The sequence below is a fragment of the Marinobacter santoriniensis NKSG1 genome (assembly GCF_000347775.1).
Lineage (GTDB): Bacteria > Pseudomonadota > Gammaproteobacteria > Pseudomonadales > Oleiphilaceae > Marinobacter > Marinobacter santoriniensis.
The window spans coordinates 502,151-521,067 of sequence record NZ_APAT01000015.1 but is presented as its reverse complement, the minus strand read 5'-3'; the positions used below and the strand labels follow the sequence as shown (position 1 = coordinate 521,067).

The window sequence follows — 18,917 nt, the reverse complement described above, 5'->3', positions numbered from 1 at the left end:
CGAGTTCTGGTGATCAGGCCGCGACCGGAACGCGGTCGATCAGTCGCTGGATAACGGTGTCCGCGGTCATGCCTTCTGCTTCGGCTTCGAAAGTCAGCAGAATCCGGTGCCGAAGAACGTCGAACGCCATGGCCCGGACATCTTCCGGTGTCACGTAATCGCGTCCATCCAGCCAGGCGGCGGCACGGGCGCAACGATCCAGGGCAATGGTGCCCCGGGGACTGGCGCCGAAGGCCGTCCAGCGCGCCAGCTCCGGATCAAGGCTGGCGGCATCCCGGGTCGCCAATACCAGGGCCAGCAAATACTGTTCGACCGATTCCGCCATATAGAGTTCGGCGACCTCCGCCCGCGCAGCGAACACCTGCTCGGCGGTAATGCGTGTTTCGGTTTTGGGCACGCCCTGACGGTAATCGTTCCGGGCCAGGTGCAGGATGGCTTTCTCTGCCTCGGGTGAGGGGTAGTCGATCATGACGTGCATCAGGAAGCGGTCAAGCTGGGCTTCCGGAAGCGGGTAGGTGCCTTCCTGTTCAATGGGGTTCTGGGTCGCCATCACCAGAAAAAGCTTGTCGAGGGGGAAAGTCTGCAGACCAACGCTGACCTGGCGTTCGCCCATCGCTTCAAGGAGCGCGGACTGCACCTTGGCGGGCGCCCGGTTGATTTCGTCGGCAAGCACCAGGTTGTGGAAGATCGGGCCTTTCTGGAATTCAAACTGTCCGGTTTCGGCCCGGTAGATTTCACTGCCGGTGACGTCTGATGGAAGGAGGTCTGGTGTGAACTGGATCCGGTGGAAATCTCCGTCGAGATGATCGGCCAGGGCCTTGATGGCCGTGGTTTTTGCCAGACCTGGAGCCCCCTCCACCAGAAGATGACCGTCGGCCAGCAAGGCGATGAGCAATCGATCCACGAGCTTTTCCTGACCAATTATCCGATTGGCTAACTGAGACCGCAGCTCACCGAACGTATGCTGTAGTGACATTGGATTCGACAACCCCCCTGTCCGATGTTCTTTCGACGAAATGTATTGTGCGTAAGTAGTTGCCGCAGTTTTGGCGTCTGACCGGCAAAAATCAAGGGTTTGACTATGCTTATGTGACGATACGTCGATTACGTTTATTTCATACAGACCAGAGGTAACACATGAACGCGCTGACTGTGGCCAGCAAGGAACAGTTTTTTGAGCACCTGGCAGAAGCCTTCGCCCAGAAGATTGCCAAAACAGAAGCGAAGAAGATCAGTGAATTTGCCAAGCAGCATTACGCGCATATTCCCCTTGAAGAATTGGTGAGTCGACGATTCCAGGACACCTACGGTGCCATCCTTGCTGCCTGGCAGTTTTTGCAGAAGCGCAGTGCCGATCAGACCCCGGTATCGGTCTTCAACCCCGATCTGGAGAGCGATGGCTGGCAGTCAACCCATACGGTCGTGTTTATCCTTCACCCGAACATGCCGTTTCTGATCGACTCCCTGCGGATCGCGATCAACCAGCGCGAAATCGGGACCCATTCGATCCAGCATTCCATTCTGCGCGTGGATCGTGACAGCGACGGCAAGCTCAAGAAGCTCTATTCCACGAAGAAGGCGGGCGCGGACGCGCAGTACGAAGCCTTCATCGTTCTGGAAATCGATCGCCACAGCGATCCGAAAGACCTGAAGGAGCTGGAAGAGGCGCTCCAGACCGTGTTGCATGAGGTGCGCATCGCGGTGTCGGATTTCGACCTCGTGATCGACAAGGTCAATGAGAGCATTGAGGAGCTGGATACCACGACCGCCGGAATCAGTGCTGAAGAAAAGGACGAGGCGAGGGCGTTTCTGAAATGGCTTGTGTCTGACCATTTCACTTTCCTGGGCTACGACGAATACGATTTTGCCAAGGACAAGAGCGGCATTATCGTCCGTCGGGTCGAAAATTCGGAATTGGGGATACTCCGGGTCAATAACGAGCGCTCGGATCGGGTACGGCTGGACGAATTGCCGCAGCGGACCCGTCATGAGATGACCCGCTCCGATGACATCTTCATTTTTGCCAAATCCGCGCAGCGTTCCCGGGTTCACCGGCCGGCCTATCCGGACTACATAGCCGTCAAGAAATTCGATGAGAAAGGCGAGGTTGTGGGCGAACGTCGCTTCCTCGGGCTATACACCGCAAGGGTCTACAACGAACGGCCGGATGAGATTCCGCTGCTACGTCGTAAGTTCGAGAGTGTGATGAAGCGGTCCGGATTTCTCCGGAATGACTACGCTGGCAAGGAGCTGGAGCAGATCCTCACTCTCTACCCCCGGGATGAGCTGTTCCAGATCAAGACAGACGAACTTCTGCGGGTTGCCAAGAGTATTCTCTATATTCAGGAACGCCGGCGTATCGAGCTGTTCATGCGCGAGGATGTGTACGGGCAGTTCGTGACCTGTCTCGCCTTCTTCCCGCGGGATATCTACAACACCGAGCTGCGCCTGAAAGTGGAACAGGTGTTGCTCGACACCCTTGAAGCGGAAGACATCGAGTTCGTCACCCATTTCTCCGAATCGGTACTGGCCCGGGTCCAGTTCACCATCCGCGTGCCTCAGGTTGAGAATCGTGAACTTCCCCTGGCCGAGATTCGCGACAAGGTCATCTCCCTGGCGCAATCCTGGCGGGACGGTCTCTACGACTCCTTGAGTGAGGCCTACGGCGAAGAGCGTGGCAATGAATATTACCGGCTCTGGGCCGGTGGCTTTCCGGCCAGCTATACCGACATGTTCTCGCCCCGTCGTGCAGCCATCGACCTGGAGCATATTTCCGCGGCTGTCGGTAACGATGACCTGGCCATGAGCTTCTATCGTGCCCTCGAAGAAGACGAGAACACGCTGCACTTCAAATTGTTCTATCCGGACGAGCCGCTGCCGTTGTCGGATGTGATGCCCATTTTCGACAATCTTGGCTTCCGGGTTTTGGGCGAGCATCCCTTCGAGGTTCTGGACCGTCACGGCAAGTCCGTGTGGATCCACGATTTCACGTTGCAGGCTCACACCGGTGATGTGGTTGATATCCACCGGATCCGGCCGATTTTCGAGGAGCTTTTCCGTCGGGTCTGGCACGGAGAGGCGGAAAACGACGCCTTCAACCGGCTCATGCTCTCGTCCTATATGAACTGGCGGGAGATTGCGCTGCTGCGCACCTATGCCCGCTATATGCGGCAGATCCGGTTTTCCAACAGCCAGACGTTCATTTCCAACACGCTGGTCAACCATGAAACGCTCACCCGCCTGTTGCTGGAATACTTCGAAGTGCGCTTCAGTCCCGAACGCTTCCAGAGTGCGGGCAAGAGCGAAGCCGTTCAGCAGAAGCTGGAAATCGAGTTCAATGCCGGACTGGATGAAGTGGATAACCTCAGTGAAGACCGGGTGCTGCGACTGTATATGGAATTGATGCAGGCCACGCTGCGCACCAACTACTATCAGTTGGACAGCGCGGAACTGCCCAAACCCTATATCAGCGTAAAATTCGATCCGTCCCGGATTCCGGATATGCCACTGCCGTTGCCCATGTTCGAAATTTTCGTTTATTCGCCCCGCGTGGAAGGTGTGCACCTGCGTGGTGGCAAGGTCGCCCGGGGTGGACTGCGCTGGTCCGACCGCTTCGAGGATTACCGGACCGAGATCCTCGGCCTGGTCAAGGCCCAGCAGGTCAAGAATGCGGTCATTGTTCCGGTGGGGGCGAAGGGCGGATTCGTTGCCAAGCGCCTGCCTGACCCCTCCGACCGGGAAGCCTTCCAGGCAGAGGGCATCGAGGCCTATAAAACCTTTATCCGGGGTCTGCTCGATATTACGGATAACCTGGTCGATTCGGGGATCCAGGCGCCTGAGCGGGTGATCCGCCACGACGAAGACGATCACTATCTGGTCGTTGCCGCTGACAAGGGCACTGCGACCTTCTCGGATATCGCCAATGGCCTGTCCGCGGAATACGGTTTCTGGATGGGCGATGCCTTTGCCTCCGGCGGCAGTAATGGGTATGACCACAAGAAGATGGGCATTACGGCGCGTGGCGCGTGGGTGTCCGTAGAGCGACACTTCCGGGAGATGGGCATCAACCCGGCCCTGGATGAGTTCACCGCCATCGGTATTGGCGACATGGGCGGGGATGTCTTCGGTAACGGCATGCTCTGTTCGGAAAAGACCCGCCTGGTGGCGGCGTTCAACCACGTTCACATCTTTATCGATCCGGCGCCGGATCCTGAAGCCAGCTTCAAGGAGCGTAAGCGCCTGTTCGAAATGCCCCGGTCAGCCTGGACCGACTACAACCCCAAACTCATTTCCAAGGGGGGGGGCGTCTTCAGTCGAAGCGCCAAGTCGATTCCGGTCAGTGCGGAAATGAAAAAGCTGCTGGGGATCAAGGCCGATCGGGTTCCGCCCAACATGCTGATCAGTCATATCCTCAAGGCCCAGGTGGATCTTCTCTGGGTGGGTGGCATCGGCACCTATGTGAAGGCCAGTTCCGAGTCCCATGGCGATGTCGGCGACAAGGCCAACGACGGTCTGCGGATCAACGGCAAGGAACTTCGCTGCAAGGTGGTCGGTGAGGGCGGCAACCTGGGGCTGACCCAGCTTGGCCGCATCGAATTCGCCCTCAACGGCGGTCGCCTGAATACGGACTTCATTGACAACTCCGGCGGTGTTGATTGCTCGGACCATGAGGTCAACATGAAGATCCTGCTCAACCGGGCCGTGGCCATGGGGGATCTGACCGGCAAGCAACGCAATGTGATGCTGGAGGAAATGACCGACGATGTGGCGAACCTGGTACTGAAGAACAACTATCGTCAGACCCAGGCAATCAGTATCGCCAGCGAGGATGCGGGCGTGCGGCTTGAGGAATATCGCCGCCTGATGAACACCTTCGAAAGTGAAGGCAAGCTCAACCGCGCCCTCGAGTTTCTGCCGGATGACGAGACGCTTTCCGAGCGGAAACTCGCCAAGAAGGGACTGACCCGTCCGGAGCTGTCTGTGCTGATCTCATACGTCAAAGGAGACCTCAAGCAGACGCTTATCAACAGTAGCCTGCCGGATGAGCCCTCGTTGGCGGGCGAGATGTACAAAGTGTTCCCCAGGGCCCTGACGCAGCAGTTTTCCAGGGAGCTGGGTGAGCATCAGCTGCGTCGCGAAATCATTGCCACGCAGATCGCCAATGACATGGTGAATCACATGGGCATCACGTTTGTGGAGCGTCTGAACCAGTCCACCGGCGCTGATGCTGCCTCCATCGCGCTGGCCTGGATCATTGCCCGTGACGTGTTCCGGATCGACAACTGGTGGGATCGCATCGAGGCCCAGGATTTCCATATCCCGGCCCAGGTACAAATGGAGTTGATGCAGGACCTGATGCGCCTGATGCGCCGGTCAGTCCGCTGGTTGTTGCGCAATCGCCGCGCCGAGCTCAACATTCAGAGTCATATGGAGCGGTTTGCCGACAATGTCTGGGCGATAACCGCCAATCTGCCGGATTACCTGGGTGAACAGGCCCGGCAGACCTGGGCGTCCCGCCATGACAGACTGGTGGAGAGCGGGCTGCCCAAAGAACTCGCGTCGGTCATGGCGGGTACTGGCCATCTTTACTCGTCGCTTGGCATTATTGAGGCGAGAGAGGCGGTCGATATGCCGCTCAAAACCGTGGCCAATCTCTACTATGAGCTGGGCGAACGGCTTGACCTGAACTGGTTTGCCGACTCGATCGCGAAGCTGCAGCCAGGCTCCCACTGGGAGGCGTTGGCCCGGGAAAGTTTCCGGGAAGATCTGGATTGGCAGCAGCGTGCGTTGACCACCGGGGTTCTCAAGCAGGCCGCCTCGCCCGACGATGTGGGCAACAGCGTCGAGCAATGGTTGCAACGACACGAGCCTATGATCGGGCGCTGGAAGTCCATGCTGTCGGAGCTCAAGAGTGCCAGAGAGCCGGAGTACGCCATGTTCTCGGTGGCCCTCCGGGAGCTGCTGGACCTGGCCCAGAGCACCATGCACCAGCAGCAGGGAGCCTGAGGCCTAATACCAAGAGGGACTTGCTTTAGAGCAATGATTTGCGTTCAATCGGTGGCTCTATATCAAGAGCGGGAGTGCAGTGAATGGGGCAGCTAGATCATCTTCTGGACAAGAATCGGGCCTGGGCCAACGGTATCAAGTCCGTTGATCCCAAGTTCTTCGACCGACTGTCCAATCAGCAGGCGCCTGAATACCTGTGGATCGGCTGTGCGGATAGTCGGGTTCCCGCAAACCAGATCACGGATCTGTTGCCCGGTGAGCTGTTTGTCCATCGCAACGTTGCCAACGTGGTGGTGCACACAGACTTCAACTGCCTCTCGGTACTCCAGTTCGCCATTGAAGTGCTCAAGGTCAAGCATGTTCTGGTGGTCGGTCACTATGGTTGTGGTGGGGTCCGGGCTGCGTTGCTCAACGAGGGCTTCGGACTGATGAGCAACTGGCTGCGTCATGTTCAGGATGTCCGGGATCGACATCAGGCGATCCTGGACGCCATTCCGACAGAGCAGGATCGGATTGATCGGCTCTGTGAGCTGAACGTGGTGGAGCAGGTAGGGCATGTGTGCCAGAACAGCATTGTTCAGGAGGCCTGGCGCCGGGAGCAGCCGCTGACGGTTCACGGTTTCGTGTACGATGTGTCGGACGGCCTTCTTCGCGATATGGGAATGTCCATCTCGAATGAGGAGGAGCGCGATACCGTTCGTCAACAGAGTGTTGAGGAGCTTGTGCGTCGTCCTGTCAGGTCGGGGCGTCAAGAAACGGTCTGACTGAAATGTAAAATAGCGTCAAAAAATCGTGATTCACGTCACTTGTTGACCGGTGGCGTCGTCACAGATGGTCACCTCACCGTTTGCTACAGTGGGAATCGTTGTAGCACGGGAGGTCACCATGAAAGAATTGATGCACAAAGCACTTAGCGCCATTGCCCAGCGTAAGCACAGTGAATCCGCTCAGCAGGGCCGCAAGACCGCAATGGCGGAGCCCGGGCGTCACCGTGAGGAAGACTGGGGCATGTCCCCGGAAGACGCACTGCGAATCGGCACGGTATCCCGCTACAAATAAACGGCCGGACTTCCGCTGTTCTTTCCTGTTAGCATATCCCGCTTGATGTTCCACGGCGGAATGTGTCTTTCATGTCTGCATTACCAAATTCCCACGAAGCACTGCTCAGAAACCAGCATCGACTGACGGGCCGGGTAGGCTTGCTGGGTGTCCGGGATGCCCGGTTGCTCTCCCATTTTGAAACGCCGGGTCTGGCCTTCACCGACCATGCTGGCGTGTACGAGTCCATGACGTCTGTCGATGGCTGGCTTGCGGCGTTTGGATACGATGACGGCGCCCTGAAGGCCGGTAGCGTCGATTCGGTGGTGGTCTTCCTGCCCAAGGCCCGGGCAGAGCTCGACCTGCGGTTGACGCTGGCGCTCTGGCTGGCAGCGCCCGGTGCCGTGCTGATGCTGATCGGGGAAAAGAAGGAAGGTATTGCCGGTGCGGTCAAACAACTCCGGGCTTTGTTGCCGTCAGCGGCCAAAGTGGATAGCGCGAGGCATTGCCAGGTCTGGTGTGCCGACGATGTGAGCCCTTCTGCGTCTTTCAACCTCTCTGACTGGCTGTCATGGAGCCGGGTCAGTCACCGTGACACGTCGGTTGATGTGGCCGGCCTTCCCGGAGTCTTCAGTCTTGGCCGGTTGGACGAGGGCACGTCGCTGTTGCTCGATTCGCTCGTGGAATTGCCCCTGAACGCCGACCGGATTCTGGATTTTGCCTGTGGTGCCGGGGTCATCGGAAGCTGGCTCCAGGTCCGTCAGCGGGATACGGGCCAGGCGATGACACCGGTGGATGGCGTTGATGTTCAGTCCCAGGCCTTGATTTGTGCCAGGGAAACCTACCGGCGGAATGGCTGTGAAGGTTCGGTCGAGCCCTCAGACGGCCTGACGGGTATCCAGGGTTCCTGGTCCGCTATTGTAACCAATCCACCGTTCCACACCGGAGTCAAAACGGATACCTCCATGACAGAGCGCTTTCTGGAAAGCGTTTCAAGCCACCTCAAGCCCGGCGGCGAACTGCGTCTGGTCGCGAACCATTTCCTGCCCTACGAAGAGCCGATGAAGCGATACCTGAAAGGCGTCGAGCGCGTGCTTGAGAGCGGCCGGTTTACCGTCTACCGTGCGTTTCGTCGCTGAACAGACAGGCAAAAAAAAGCCCCTGGGGTGTGGGGCGAAGGGTGAATTGCATGAACCCTTCAAACCTTAAGGCCAATTTCTAGAGTAATCAGCCTAGATTGGAATTTGTGTGAATCGAAACAGCCTCTATGCCTGAAATGACAAATTCACTGCTACAAACGCCTTCGGGAGCTTTGGCGCTCCGGCGACCCGGGGGCGGCGACAAATCGCTCAGGGCCTGGGATGCTGCCGACGAGCTCCTGCTTGAGGTGGCCGGTCAATGGCTCGAGACAAAACGCAATACGCGGGTTCTTGTTGTGGACGACCAGTTCGGGGCACTTGCTCTCGGGTTGCGTCGTTTCCGTCCGTGTCTGGTTGCCGACAGTGCGACCCTCGTAACCTCTCTTGATCTCAATGCGCCCGGCGAGACCGACGCTGATGAGCAGGTTCACAGCTGGCTCTCGCCCCCTGAGGGTCCTTTCGATCTGGTCGTCCTCAGAATTCCCCGGCAATCGGATTACCTGGCCTGGCTACTCCGGTGGGTGAACGGTGTGCTTGCCGACGATGGATGTCTGCTGGCGGGCGGAATGATCAAGCATCTACCGGATCGGAGCGTGGATCTGTTTGCCGAGGCTGTGATAACCGAACAGGTTTTACCGGCCCGCAAAAAAGCGAGAGTGGTGGTCTGCCGGAAAGGGGAGTCAACGCTGGGCGACGGTGCCGGGCAGTGGCGGGGCTATCGTCTCCGTGACAATCTCGAGCTGCTCGGGTTGCCCGCGGTCTTCGCACGGGACCGGCTGGATATCGGAACCCGCCTGCTGCTGCCGCGAATTGAAGAGGCCGTTGCGTCCCTTCCGCCTGGTGCTGCGGTACTGGACCTGGCCTGTGGCAATGGTGTCCTGGGGTTATCCGTGCTTGCCCGTCGTCCCGATCTGCTGGTGACCTTCACCGACGTTTCCAGTCAGGCCATCCTCAGTGCCCGCCGCAACGTGATCAGCGCGGTGCCGGATGCGCAGGCCCGGTTCTGTCACGAAGACGGCCTTCCGGCGCATCTCGGGTCGTTTGATCTGATCCTTTTGAATCCCCCGTTCCATGAAGGCGGGGTGGTGGGGGACCACGTGGCCCTGCGGCTTTTCAGGAGCGCCGCACGACATTTGTCGGCTCAGGGCCGGATGCTGATGGTGGGTAACCGGCATCTGGGCTACCACCGATCACTGAAGACAATTTTCCCGTCTGTTCGTCAGCTCGATGCCGACCCGAAATTTGTCGTGTTCGAAGCCGGGCGGTCGTAGCCAAGCCGCGCCAGGGTATCCACGATGGTCTGTGTCTGGCTGTCGATTTCAATATTGACCCGGTCGCCCACCTCGGCCTTCCCGAAAGTGGTTGCCCTGAGCGTTTCCGGAATCAGGTGGACATTGAATCGGGTGCCGGTCACCTCACCAATGGTCAGGCTGGCGCCGTTGATCGCAATGTAGCCTTTCGGGAAAACGTATCTTGCCCAGTTCTCCGGCAGGCTGAACCAGATTGTCACGTTGTTCTCCGGGCGTTCAATCTCGACAATGTCGGCCGTCGTGTGGACATGGCCCGAAAGCAGATGGCCGCCGATTTCATCACCTATCCTTGCTGCCCTTTCAAAATTCACCCGGTCGCCGACGCTGAGCGCCCCCAGCGTGGTCGCCTTCAGGGTTTCCTGCATGGCGTCGAAATAGAGAACGTTGTCCTGTTGGCGCGTGACGGTGAGGCAGGTGCCGTTGATCGCCACCGAGGCCCCGATGGTGATGCCCTGAACCCTGTCGTCGGGAAACCTGAGTGCCAACGTGCTGAGCCCGGTAACGGCGGTGACTTCCTCGACCGTGGCGATCCCCTGGACGATACCTGTGAACATAACGGACCTCGTAACTGGCTGGTAATGCATGCGTGCGGAAAGGCTGGAAGCATAGCCGGTCCGGCACCGCCTTGCCAAGAACGCCGGACCCCCGGTGTGGCAGAGAAATTCAAGGAATGACGACGGGGGCCGTTACGTTTTACAGAAAGCTTCCATTTATCGGCTCGGTCAAGGTTATGGCGGAAAATCCAGAAACCGGTCAACAGGTACCGGACACCACCAGTGAACCCGTACTGCGCACCGGGCGCGCAGCGGATCCATTGCCGGCCCGACCCGATGCCCGAGAGGCAGGGGAGCCCGACAAGCGAACACCCGCAGAACCGGCGCCGGCACCTGCGTTGGAGCAGTCGGTTGCGGAGTCCGAGGTTACAGAGGAGGGCGGCGAGCCGGATGGGTCAGAACGGTTGTTGGCCGAATCGCGTCAGCGGAAGCTGCGTCTTCTGCTCAGGCAGTGTGATCGCGTCCTGCTGATGGATTTTGACGTGCTGGCGATGAGTGGATGGCCGGACAATTACGCCATGGCTGCGGCCCGTCGTCGACGGGATATCTGGATTCTCAGCGCGGTGGTTGCCGCTGCGCTCTTTCTCAGCGGACTCAGTAGCTTCGTACCCGCCTGGCTGGCAGGTGGCGCGTTCGGCGCTTTTGTGATCATCCTGTTGCTGGGGGTCCCGGTCATCCGCCGGGTCTATTCGTCCCAGCCTTCCTTTCTGGACCTGGTACTCCTGCGCCAGCGTCTTCTTTCCGATGCCCGAAGGCACGCGGCGCATCTGGAAGGGGAGGCCGGGCTGGTCTGGCAGTGTGTCGGGATGGCCGATTTCAATCCGGCTTTGAAAAACACCCGGTTCAGTGAGCTGGTGCGCCTGTCGGAACGCCGGGCTTTGCCGCGTTACCTGAGGCGCCGGGAGCATGTTCGGCTGTACCTGATTTTCCTTCTGGAAGCGGAAAAGGCGTATGGTCGGGTCCAGCAGGCGTTCTTTGAGGGCAACCAGGTAGCCATTGATCGGGGGTGGCAGAGCGTGGCGGCAGAGCCGGAGCCGCGAACTTGACAACAGAGTGTCTCAAACGTATGTTTCAAACAGACGTTTGCTAGAGGCACTGATAACAAAATGGCGCAATCCGACACTGTTGACCGAATTCTCGATGCGGCCGAGGAGCTGTTTGCCGAGAGAGGGTTCTCTGAAACTTCGCTCCGAATGATTACCAGTAAGGCTAAAGTAAACCTCGCTGCTGTCAATTACCACTTTGGTTCAAAGAACGCGCTGATTCATGCCGTGTTTGCGCGCTTCCTGACGCCGTTTTCCGCCACCCTCGAGCAGGCGTTTGACGAGCTGGAAGAGCGTTGCGGTGACCAGCCGCCGACGCTTAATGAAACGCTCTGGGCGCTGACCGAGAGCTCGATTCGTATGCCGCAGCGCAACGAAAAGGGCATTGCCATTTTCATGAGGCTGCTGGGCCTGGCCTATACTCAGTCCCAGGGTCACTTGCGCAAGTTTCTCGAACAGGAATACAGCGAGCCGTTCAGTCGTTTCATGCGCTTGCTGAAGCAGGCGACACCGCAATTGTCTGCGGTCGATCGTTACTGGCGCATCCAGTTCATGCTCGGTGCAACGGCATTCACTATGTCGAGCTCCGATGCCTTGCGGGATATTCTCCAGAACAAAACCGGGGTCGAGACGTCGGTTCAGGAGATTGCCCTCCGTCTCGTACCGTTCCTCGCGGCCGGCATGCAGGCAGAGAATCCCATGCTGATGCCGCCCGTGGACAGCAAAATCTCGGTTGCCTGACCTCTGTTCCGTCGGTTAGGCTTCAGCTCTTGAAACGTCCAGAGCGGAGCCTGACCGGTTTTGACCTTCCCTGATCCGAACATCGCCTGCCTGTCCATTTCACTGACCGATCAGACACTGTCTGTCCTGGACCCGCAGGATCGAGTCCTGACGCGCTACGCTGTATCTACCGGGCTGAATGGGCCCGGAGAACAGGATGGTTCCGGTTGTACCCCCCGGGGGATGCATTATATCCGTGCGATGATCGGTGGTGATTTGCCCGAGAATACCGTGTTTCGTGCCCGGCGCCCCACGGGGGAGATCTACAGCCCGGCACTGGCGGAAAATCAGCCCGAACGGGACTGGATCCTGAGTCGAATCATCTGGCTGTGTGGCCTTGAACCCGGTCGTAATCGAGGCGGCAGGGTCGATACCTTCCGGCGCTTCATATACATTCATGGAACGCCGGATTCCGAACCCATGGGGGTTGCGGCATCCCATGGTTGCATTCGTATGCGCAATCGCGACGTGATCGAACTGTTTACCCGGGTCCGGCCCGGCGTCCGCGTGTCTATCCAGTAATTTGTCGGAAATCGAGGGAATCGATGGTTGAAGAGCTGTTGGGATTAGTCAATCGCTGGATTGAAGGGTTCGGCGTTCTCTCCCAGGGATGGCGCGTGGGCGTGATGATCTTCGTGATGGTTTTCGCCACGGCGTTGGTGGCTTATCTCATGAGTCATCTGATCCGCGCCATCGAGCGGAAATTCGATAAGACCCGGAATCTCTGGGATGACGCGCTGCTTCATGCGCTGCGAAAGCCTGTGGTGCTGTTTGTCTGGCTGCAGGGCGTCTACTGGGCTGCTGAAGTGGCCCATCACTATTCCAAGGCCGAGGTGTTCCGGGCCAATCGCACGGTGCTGGAGCTGGGCTTCATCTGGGTGGTGGTCTGGACCCTCTTGAGGTTGATCAAGCAGGCTGAAAAGATCCTGGTGTCGCCGCTGAAAATGAAGCGGCCCATGGACTACACCACCGTGAATGCGGTGAGCAAACTGTCCCGTGCGGTGGTCATCATCACCGCTGCACTGATTGTGCTGCAAAGCCTGGGGTACAGCATTTCCGGCGTGCTCGCATTCGGTGGCGTGGGCGGTATCGCGGTCGGTTTCGCCGCCAAGGATCTGTTGGCCAATTTTTTCGGCGGCATGATTGTGCACCTGGACCGTCCGTTCAAGGTGGGTGACTGGGTGCGGTCGCCCGACCGCAACATCGAAGGCACCGTTGAACATATTGGCTGGCGGGTGACCACCATCCGGACGTTCGATCAGCGCCCCCTGTATGTTCCGAATGCGGCCTTTACCACCATATCCGTCGAAAATCCTTCCCGAATGCACAATCGACGGATCTACGAGACCATCGGCATCCGGTACGCCGATATGTCCGAAATGGCCACGATCGTCTCCGAGATCCGGTCGATGCTGGAGAATCACGAGGAAATCGATACCGGGCAGACATTGATCGTCAACTTCGTGGCGTTTAACAACTCCTCCCTCGACATCATGGTGTATGCGTTTACCAAGACGACCCAGTGGGTTCGTTACCATGAAATCAAACAGGATGTGCTACTGAAAATCAGCGAGATCATCGAGAGCCACGACGCCGAAGTGGCATTCCCGACCAGGACCCTGCACCTGCCGGACGGCATTCAGGTGTCCTCTCCTGAGGCGAGGGAAAGTGAAGGGCGCGCTGCGCCCAGCCAAAATCAGACGGCAGAAAAGGCAGAATCCGCAGGGCAGGCAAAATGAAGGCAGAACTGAATGCGCCGGTGGGCATCATTGGCGGTACCGGACTGACCACCCTCTCCGGGCTCGAAATCGTGGGTGAGCACCCGTCCAGCACCATCTGGGGCGAGCCTTCGGCTCCCCTGGTGGAAGGGCGATTGGGGCGTCAGTCGGTGATCTTTTTGTCCCGGCATGGCAATCCACACCGGATTCCTCCGCACCAGGTGAATTACCGCGCCAATATTCAGGCCTTGCACGACGCGGGTGTCCGGACGGTTATCGGTGTCAACGCAGTGGGCGGTATACGCGAGGATATGGGCCCGGCCCGGGTTGTGATTCCCGACCAGCTCATCGACTACACCTGGGGGCGCCCCAGCACCTTCTTCGAGGGTGATCTTGATGCTGTCACCCATATCGACTTTACCTGGCCGTACGATCATGAGGGGCGTCAGGCGCTTATCCATGCGGCCGGTGGAGCCGGTGTTCCCTGTTCGGATTCGGCAGTTTATGGTGCGACTCAGGGGCCCCGTCTGGAAACTGCAGCGGAGATCCGGCGCCTGGAGCGCGACGGGTGTGACATTGTCGGAATGACCGGTATGCCGGAGGCCGTTCTCGCCGCCGAACTCGGAATGCGTTACGTGTGTCTGGGGCTGGTGGTTAACTGGGCGGCGGGAAAGTCCGACCACATCATCACCATGGCCGAAATCGAGGAGGCCATCGAGCAGGGGATGTCCGGTGTCAAACGCATCCTGACCGACTCGATGGCGGAATTGGGGCGGCTCAGTCCTTTGCCTCAACCTTCTTGAAGAAGACCAGCACGCCGATCGTAGGGGAATCCAGGAAGTGGATTTCCTCGCTCCGCATGCGGCGGGTCTCGTGAATCCAGGTCAGCAGTTGTACCGGTGTCGGGGCCATCATGGTCTCGGGCATTGGGGGTTGTTCGGTCGCCGGCGTTACTGACGCCTGGTCCGCGTCTTCTGCTGATGGTGCGGTTCCGGGCTGGTCCGGTTGAGCGGCTGTCATGCCCGGCTGCTCTTCCATGGGGGCTTCCGGGGCGAGCTGCCACTGGTTCAGGTTGACCTTGACGTGCAGGTAGCGTTTGCGGTCAATGGTGATCGTGCCCTGAATTTCCCGCTGGCGGGCTCCGTCCAGCCAATTGCCAATGCTTACCTTCAGGGGGTCGCCTTCGTAGCCCGGCGGGAATGCTTCGTACCACCCCGCTTTCATCAGCACCCGGTATTTGCCGCTGCGCTCCAGTCGCTGGGCGGCGGTGTTCAGATACAGATCGCTGTCCTTGACCAGATCCAGAGTCGTTTCGGGGGTGCCATCCTGATCGACGGCCCAGAGCACCTGGTCACTCTGCTCGGGAGGTGTGACCTCCCGGCCGGACATCTTCTCGTCGATGTCCGCGGGATCGACAATGCGTTCCAGAATGACAAACTCGGCACGGTAGTAATCGTCCGGTATCGATTGAGCGGTTCCGGTGGCGCTCTCTTGTGCCTGAGTAGCCGTCGCAAGCACGGTAAGCAGGCACAGGGCAATGATTCGGCCGGCCATGCGGCGATAACAATCTGTGATGGGTTGCAACAGTCTACTCCCGGTTTCTTCGAGCATCAGCCCTGGGGTTTGAGGTCGTCCGGTGCCAGCTCGTCCAGCATGTGTGAAATGCCGTCGAGTTTACCATCGGTCGAGACGTCGTTCAGCCTGAATCGGAAGCTGTTTGCGCCATCCAGGCGATATTGATCCGGCGCAGATTGCATCTTTTTAACCAGAATCAGCGGATCCACCGGCGTTGATGATCCGAACTCCAGGCGCGTCCATTCCTTGCCGGCGTCAATCTTGACGATGCCGAGCGCTTCGGCCTTCAGTCGCAGTTCGGTCTGGCGCATCAGGTTTTTCGTGGGCTCCGGTAACAATCCGAACCGGTCAATCATTTCAACCTGAAGTTCCTTTAATGCGTCCTTGCTGTCCACACTGGCAATTCGTTTATACAGCATCAGGCGGTTATGGACGTCGGGCAGATAGTCCTCCGGGATCAGCGCCGGAATCCGTAGGTTCATCTCGGTTCCGTGGCTGAGCGGCAGGTCGGCGTTCGGCGTTCGGCCTTCGCGGATCGCTTTGACGGCCTCATCCAGCAGTTGCATATAGAGAGTAAAGCCAATGCTTCCGATCTGTCCGCTCTGTTCTTCGCCGAGCAGTTCGCCGGCACCCCGGATTTCCAGGTCGTGGGTGGCCAGCATGAAGCCCGCGCCCAGATCCTGGGACTCGGAAATGGCATCCAGCCGCTTTTTGGCGTCTGACGTCATGGCCTTCGGAGGGGGCGTGAGCAGGTAGGCATAGGCCTGGTGGTGAGACCGGCCCACCCGGCCACGGAGCTGGTGGAGCTGGGCCAGCCCGAACTTGTCGGCGCGCTCGATGATAATGGTGTTGGCGCTCGGTATGTCGATGCCCGTTTCGATAATGGTGGTGCACACCAACACATTGAAGCGTTTGTGGTAGAAATCGGACATGATCTGTTCCAGATCACGCTCGCGCATCTGGCCGTGGGCCACCGCGACCCGGGCTTCCGGGATCAGGCGTCGAAGGTCCTCGGCGGTCTTCTCAATGGTGGCTACGTCGTTGTGCAGGAAATACACCTGGCCGCCGCGGAGAATCTCCCGGAGGATGGCTTCCTTCACCATCGGCTCGTCCCGCTGGCGGATAAAGGTCTTGACCGAGAGCCGACGGGCTGGCGGCGTCGCGATAATGGACAGGTCCCTCAGGTGGCCCATGGCCATATTCAGGGTCCTGGGAATCGGCGTTGCGGTCAGGGTCAGCATGTCGACTTCCGCCCGCAGCGCTTTCAGTTTTTCCTTCTGCTGAACGCCGAACCGGTGTTCCTCATCGATGATGACCAGTCCCAGATTCTTGAACCGGATATCTCCCTGAAGCAACTTGTGGGTACCGATGACAATGTCGGCCTTGCCGTTCTCGATGGCTTCGACGGCCTTGCTGGTCTGGCCGGCGCTGCGGAAGCGACTGAGCAGTTCCACCTGGACCGGCGTGTCCGAGAAACGATCCCGGAAGGATTCGTAGTGTTGTTGGGCCAGCAGGGTTGTGGGCACCAGAACGGCCACCTGTTTGCCGGACCAGGTGGCCATAAACGCCGCCCGCATGGCCACTTCCGTCTTCCCGAAACCCACATCCCCGCACACCAGCCGATCCATGGGTTTTTCGCTGGTCATGTCCTCGAAGACGGCCTGGATCGCCACCTCCTGATCGGGTGTTTCCTCGAAGGGGAAGCCGGCGGCAAACGCACGGTAGGCTGCTTTCGGATCCTCGAACTGGAACCCCTTCCGGGCTTCCCGGCGGGCGTATACGTCCAGCAATTCGGCGGCCGTATCCCGGATTTTTTCCAGGGCCTTCTGCTTGGCATTGCTCCAGCGTTCGGTCCCGAGCTTGTGCAGTGGCGCATGCTCGGTGTCGGCGCCGGCGTAGCGGGAAATCAGGTGCAGACTGGATACCGGCACGTACAGTTTGGAGCCGCCGGCGTATTCCAGCATCAGGAATTCATTGGATTCGCCACCGGCGGTAATGGTTTCCAGGCCCAGGTAGCGACCGACCCCATGGTCGATGTGGACAACCGGCGCCCCGATGCGAAGTTCGGAGAGGTCCCGGTATCCGCTGTCATCGACTTCGGTCGGCTTCTCCCGTCGGCGGCGTTGCAGCACCCGTTCGCCGAACAGCGCGGTTTCCGTGATCAGCGCCAGTTGGTGCTCGGGCAGGGCGAGTCCCTGTTCCATCGGTGCGATGGTGATGCCAAGAGGGCAATTCCTGTCCGAAAGGAAGTCCTGCCAGCTGTCCTGGTGCCGGGGTTTTACGCCGAGGGTCGTGAGATTGTCGATCAGTGCTTCACGGCGTCCGGACGATTCCGCGCCAATCAGTACGCGGCCGCCAAAGTCCTCAAGAAAGGCTTTAAGGCGCGCCGCCGGGTCGGCTGCCCGTCCGTCCATGCTGACGTCCGGAAGTGCTTCGGTCGGGCAGTTCACGGCACCGGCTGCGTCGGCTCGCTCCGCAGTCGTGGTGATGCGGGGGAACGCTTTCAGGTGACCGAACAGTTCGTCCTGGCGGAGAAACAGGGATTCCGGTGGCATGATCGGGCGCAGGCGATCGTGGCGACGGTCCTCGTACCGGTTGCGGGTCTCGCTGTCGAACTGGTCGACGGCTTCGTTCAGGCCCTCGGCCGTGAACACCAGGCTCTGGCCGGGCAGGTAGTCGAACAGGGTGGCCGTGCTGTCAAAAAACAGGGGCAGATAATATTCGATGCCGGGCGGGGTAATGCCATGGCTGACGTCCTGGTAGATCGGGCTGTCCCGGTCTGCGTCGGGAAACTGCTCGAACCACCGGTTGCGGAAACCGGAGCGGGCTTCCTTGTGCCAGGGAAACTCGTAGGCCGGCAGCAATTCTATGCGCTCAATCCGATCCACGGAGCGCTGGGTCTCCGGATCAAAGGTGCGCAGTGTTTCGATTTCGTCGTCGAAAAGGTCGATCCGGTAGGGTTGGTCGGCCCCCATCGGGAAGATATCGAGAATGGCGCCGCGTACCGCAAATTCGCCATGCTCATAGACATTCTCCGAATACCGGTAGCCGGCGGACTCCAGTTGCAGGCGCCAGCTGTCGATATCCAGTGTCTGTCCGACTTCCAGGAGCAGAGTGTTGCCCTGGAGATAGTTGACCGGCGGCAGGCGGTGCATGAGCGTCCGGGCCGGAACCACCAAAAGGCCCCGGTGAATGGATGGCAGTCGGTGCAGGGTACGGATTCGCCGCGAGGTAATGTCCTGGTGTGGCGAGAACAGATCGTAGGGCAGGGTCTCCCAGTCCGGCAGCGACAGCAGTTCCAGTCCTTCGTCGGTGACCGCGTGACCTTCTTCGTCCGCCGGCAGCCCCAGATAGAAACGCAGGGACTGTTCCAGGCGAATCGCATCGCTGGTGCTACGGGTAATTACCAGTGTCAGTCCGGGGTGGTTCCGGGCACTTTCACAGATGGCCAGTGCATCGCTGCTGCCATGCAGTTCGCCCCAGATTCGGTGGTCGGCCGCCCGGCTCGGGAGTTCGGGGGCAACAAGTCGCTGGTCTGATCGCTTGGGCGCCTGGCTCATGATCGGTTGGAATCTCCTGAAGCTGGTATCCGGGGAGAGAAAGCGACGTATTCTACCGTTCGCGAATGACAGTGTCATGGCGTCGCAGAAAGCCGGCATTTGAGCCAGCTCAAGGCAGACGAAGTTTGGGTAGGAACGTATTTGCCGTCCGGGGGCATAAGTTGGATAATGTGCGCCCCAAAATATTACCAGTG

General features: G+C 59.2%; 14 protein-coding genes. 10 read left to right on the top strand and 4 right to left on the bottom strand.

The annotated features are described in order from the left end of the window. Positions 1-13: 13 nt before the first annotated feature. Positions 14-976, bottom strand: a complete 963-nt coding sequence (locus MSNKSG1_RS08135; RefSeq protein WP_008938772.1) for an AAA family ATPase — start codon at positions 974-976, stop codon at positions 14-16. 161 nt (positions 977-1,137) lie between these two features. On the opposite strand from MSNKSG1_RS08135, the gene MSNKSG1_RS08130 reads away from it, so the two are divergent. The 5 genes from MSNKSG1_RS08130 to MSNKSG1_RS08115 all read left to right on the top strand — a co-directional run bounded on the left by MSNKSG1_RS08130 (position 1,138) and on the right by MSNKSG1_RS08115 (position 9,454). Beyond that, a complete protein-coding gene (locus MSNKSG1_RS08130) occupies positions 1,138-6,006 on the top strand; it encodes an NAD-glutamate dehydrogenase (RefSeq protein WP_008938771.1) in 4,869 nt (1,622 codons plus the stop codon). 83 nt (positions 6,007-6,089) lie between these two features. After that, positions 6,090-6,770: a carbonate dehydratase gene (gene can, locus MSNKSG1_RS08125; protein WP_008938770.1), complete on the top strand. Its 681-nt coding sequence runs from the start codon at positions 6,090-6,092 to the stop codon at positions 6,768-6,770. Positions 6,771-6,891: 121 nt separating this feature from the next. Next, positions 6,892-7,065 carry a hypothetical protein gene (locus MSNKSG1_RS19270; protein ID WP_008938769.1) on the top strand — a complete coding sequence of 58 codons (174 nt, stop codon included), beginning with the start codon at positions 6,892-6,894 and terminating at the stop codon, positions 7,063-7,065. 71 nt (positions 7,066-7,136) lie between these two features. Further along, positions 7,137-8,183: a class I SAM-dependent methyltransferase gene (locus MSNKSG1_RS08120; protein WP_008938768.1), complete on the top strand. Its 1,047-nt coding sequence runs from the start codon at positions 7,137-7,139 to the stop codon at positions 8,181-8,183. A 137-nt stretch (positions 8,184-8,320) separates the two neighbouring features. Next, positions 8,321-9,454 (top strand): class I SAM-dependent methyltransferase, encoded by a 1,134-nt coding sequence (locus tag MSNKSG1_RS08115; protein WP_040886815.1) that lies wholly within the window; start codon positions 8,321-8,323, stop codon positions 9,452-9,454. On the opposite strand, the gene MSNKSG1_RS08110 is transcribed toward MSNKSG1_RS08115, so the two are convergent. Beyond that, on the bottom strand, positions 9,403-10,047 hold the full coding sequence (locus MSNKSG1_RS08110) for a riboflavin synthase (protein ID WP_008938766.1): 645 nt from the start codon (positions 10,045-10,047) through the stop codon (positions 9,403-9,405). The genes MSNKSG1_RS08115 and MSNKSG1_RS08110 overlap by 52 nt on opposite strands. A gap of 176 nt (positions 10,048-10,223) precedes the next feature. On the opposite strand from MSNKSG1_RS08110, the gene MSNKSG1_RS08105 reads away from it, so the two are divergent. From MSNKSG1_RS08105 to MSNKSG1_RS08085, 5 genes are read left to right on the top strand one after another with little or no spacing between them, the layout of a single operon-like run. Further along, positions 10,224-11,093, top strand: a complete 870-nt coding sequence (locus tag MSNKSG1_RS08105) for a hypothetical protein (protein ID WP_040886814.1) — start codon at positions 10,224-10,226, stop codon at positions 11,091-11,093. A gap of 60 nt (positions 11,094-11,153) precedes the next feature. Beyond that, positions 11,154-11,831 carry a TetR/AcrR family transcriptional regulator gene (locus tag MSNKSG1_RS08100; protein ID WP_008938764.1) on the top strand — a complete coding sequence of 226 codons (678 nt, stop codon included), beginning with the start codon at positions 11,154-11,156 and terminating at the stop codon, positions 11,829-11,831. Positions 11,832-11,891: 60 nt separating this feature from the next. After that, positions 11,892-12,392: a L,D-transpeptidase gene (locus MSNKSG1_RS08095; protein ID WP_008938763.1), complete on the top strand. Its 501-nt coding sequence runs from the start codon at positions 11,892-11,894 to the stop codon at positions 12,390-12,392. Positions 12,393-12,415: 23 nt separating this feature from the next. Continuing rightward, positions 12,416-13,609 carry a mechanosensitive ion channel family protein gene (locus MSNKSG1_RS08090; RefSeq protein WP_008938762.1) on the top strand — a complete coding sequence of 398 codons (1,194 nt, stop codon included), beginning with the start codon at positions 12,416-12,418 and terminating at the stop codon, positions 13,607-13,609. Beyond that, entirely contained in the window at positions 13,606-14,391 is a 786-nt protein-coding gene (locus tag MSNKSG1_RS08085; RefSeq protein ID WP_008938761.1) for an S-methyl-5'-thioinosine phosphorylase, read from the top strand. Before MSNKSG1_RS08090 ends, MSNKSG1_RS08085 begins: the two co-directional genes overlap by 4 nt. On the opposite strand, the gene MSNKSG1_RS08080 is transcribed toward MSNKSG1_RS08085, so the two are convergent. Together MSNKSG1_RS08080 and mfd are read right to left on the bottom strand one after the other, a co-directional pair. After that, positions 14,366-15,172 carry a CsiV family protein gene (locus tag MSNKSG1_RS08080; RefSeq protein WP_152638744.1) on the bottom strand — a complete coding sequence of 269 codons (807 nt, stop codon included), beginning with the start codon at positions 15,170-15,172 and terminating at the stop codon, positions 14,366-14,368. The two genes, MSNKSG1_RS08085 and MSNKSG1_RS08080, sit on opposite strands and share 26 nt — an antisense overlap. A gap of 26 nt (positions 15,173-15,198) precedes the next feature. Beyond that, positions 15,199-18,723 carry a transcription-repair coupling factor gene (gene mfd, locus MSNKSG1_RS08075; RefSeq protein WP_008938759.1) on the bottom strand — a complete coding sequence of 1,175 codons (3,525 nt, stop codon included), beginning with the start codon at positions 18,721-18,723 and terminating at the stop codon, positions 15,199-15,201. Between the last annotated feature and the right edge of the window lie 194 nt (positions 18,724-18,917).

Coding starts and splice junctions, on each gene's coding strand:
- MSNKSG1_RS08135 (WP_008938772.1), bottom strand. CDS start 976: ATGTCACTACAGCATACGTTCGGTGAGCTGCGGTCTCAGTTAGCCAAT.
- MSNKSG1_RS08130 (WP_008938771.1), top strand. CDS start 1,138: ATGAACGCGCTGACTGTGGCCAGCAAGGAACAGTTTTTTGAGCACCTG.
- can (WP_008938770.1), top strand. CDS start 6,090: ATGGGGCAGCTAGATCATCTTCTGGACAAGAATCGGGCCTGGGCCAAC.
- MSNKSG1_RS19270 (WP_008938769.1), top strand. CDS start 6,892: ATGAAAGAATTGATGCACAAAGCACTTAGCGCCATTGCCCAGCGTAAG.
- MSNKSG1_RS08120 (WP_008938768.1), top strand. CDS start 7,137: ATGTCTGCATTACCAAATTCCCACGAAGCACTGCTCAGAAACCAGCAT.
- MSNKSG1_RS08115 (WP_040886815.1), top strand. CDS start 8,321: ATGACAAATTCACTGCTACAAACGCCTTCGGGAGCTTTGGCGCTCCGG.
- MSNKSG1_RS08110 (WP_008938766.1), bottom strand. CDS start 10,047: ATGTTCACAGGTATCGTCCAGGGGATCGCCACGGTCGAGGAAGTCACC.
- MSNKSG1_RS08105 (WP_040886814.1), top strand. CDS start 10,224: ATGGCGGAAAATCCAGAAACCGGTCAACAGGTACCGGACACCACCAGT.
- MSNKSG1_RS08100 (WP_008938764.1), top strand. CDS start 11,154: ATGGCGCAATCCGACACTGTTGACCGAATTCTCGATGCGGCCGAGGAG.
- MSNKSG1_RS08090 (WP_008938762.1), top strand. CDS start 12,416: ATGGTTGAAGAGCTGTTGGGATTAGTCAATCGCTGGATTGAAGGGTTC.
- MSNKSG1_RS08085 (WP_008938761.1), top strand. CDS start 13,606: ATGAAGGCAGAACTGAATGCGCCGGTGGGCATCATTGGCGGTACCGGA.
- mfd (WP_008938759.1), bottom strand. CDS start 18,723: ATGAGCCAGGCGCCCAAGCGATCAGACCAGCGACTTGTTGCCCCCGAA.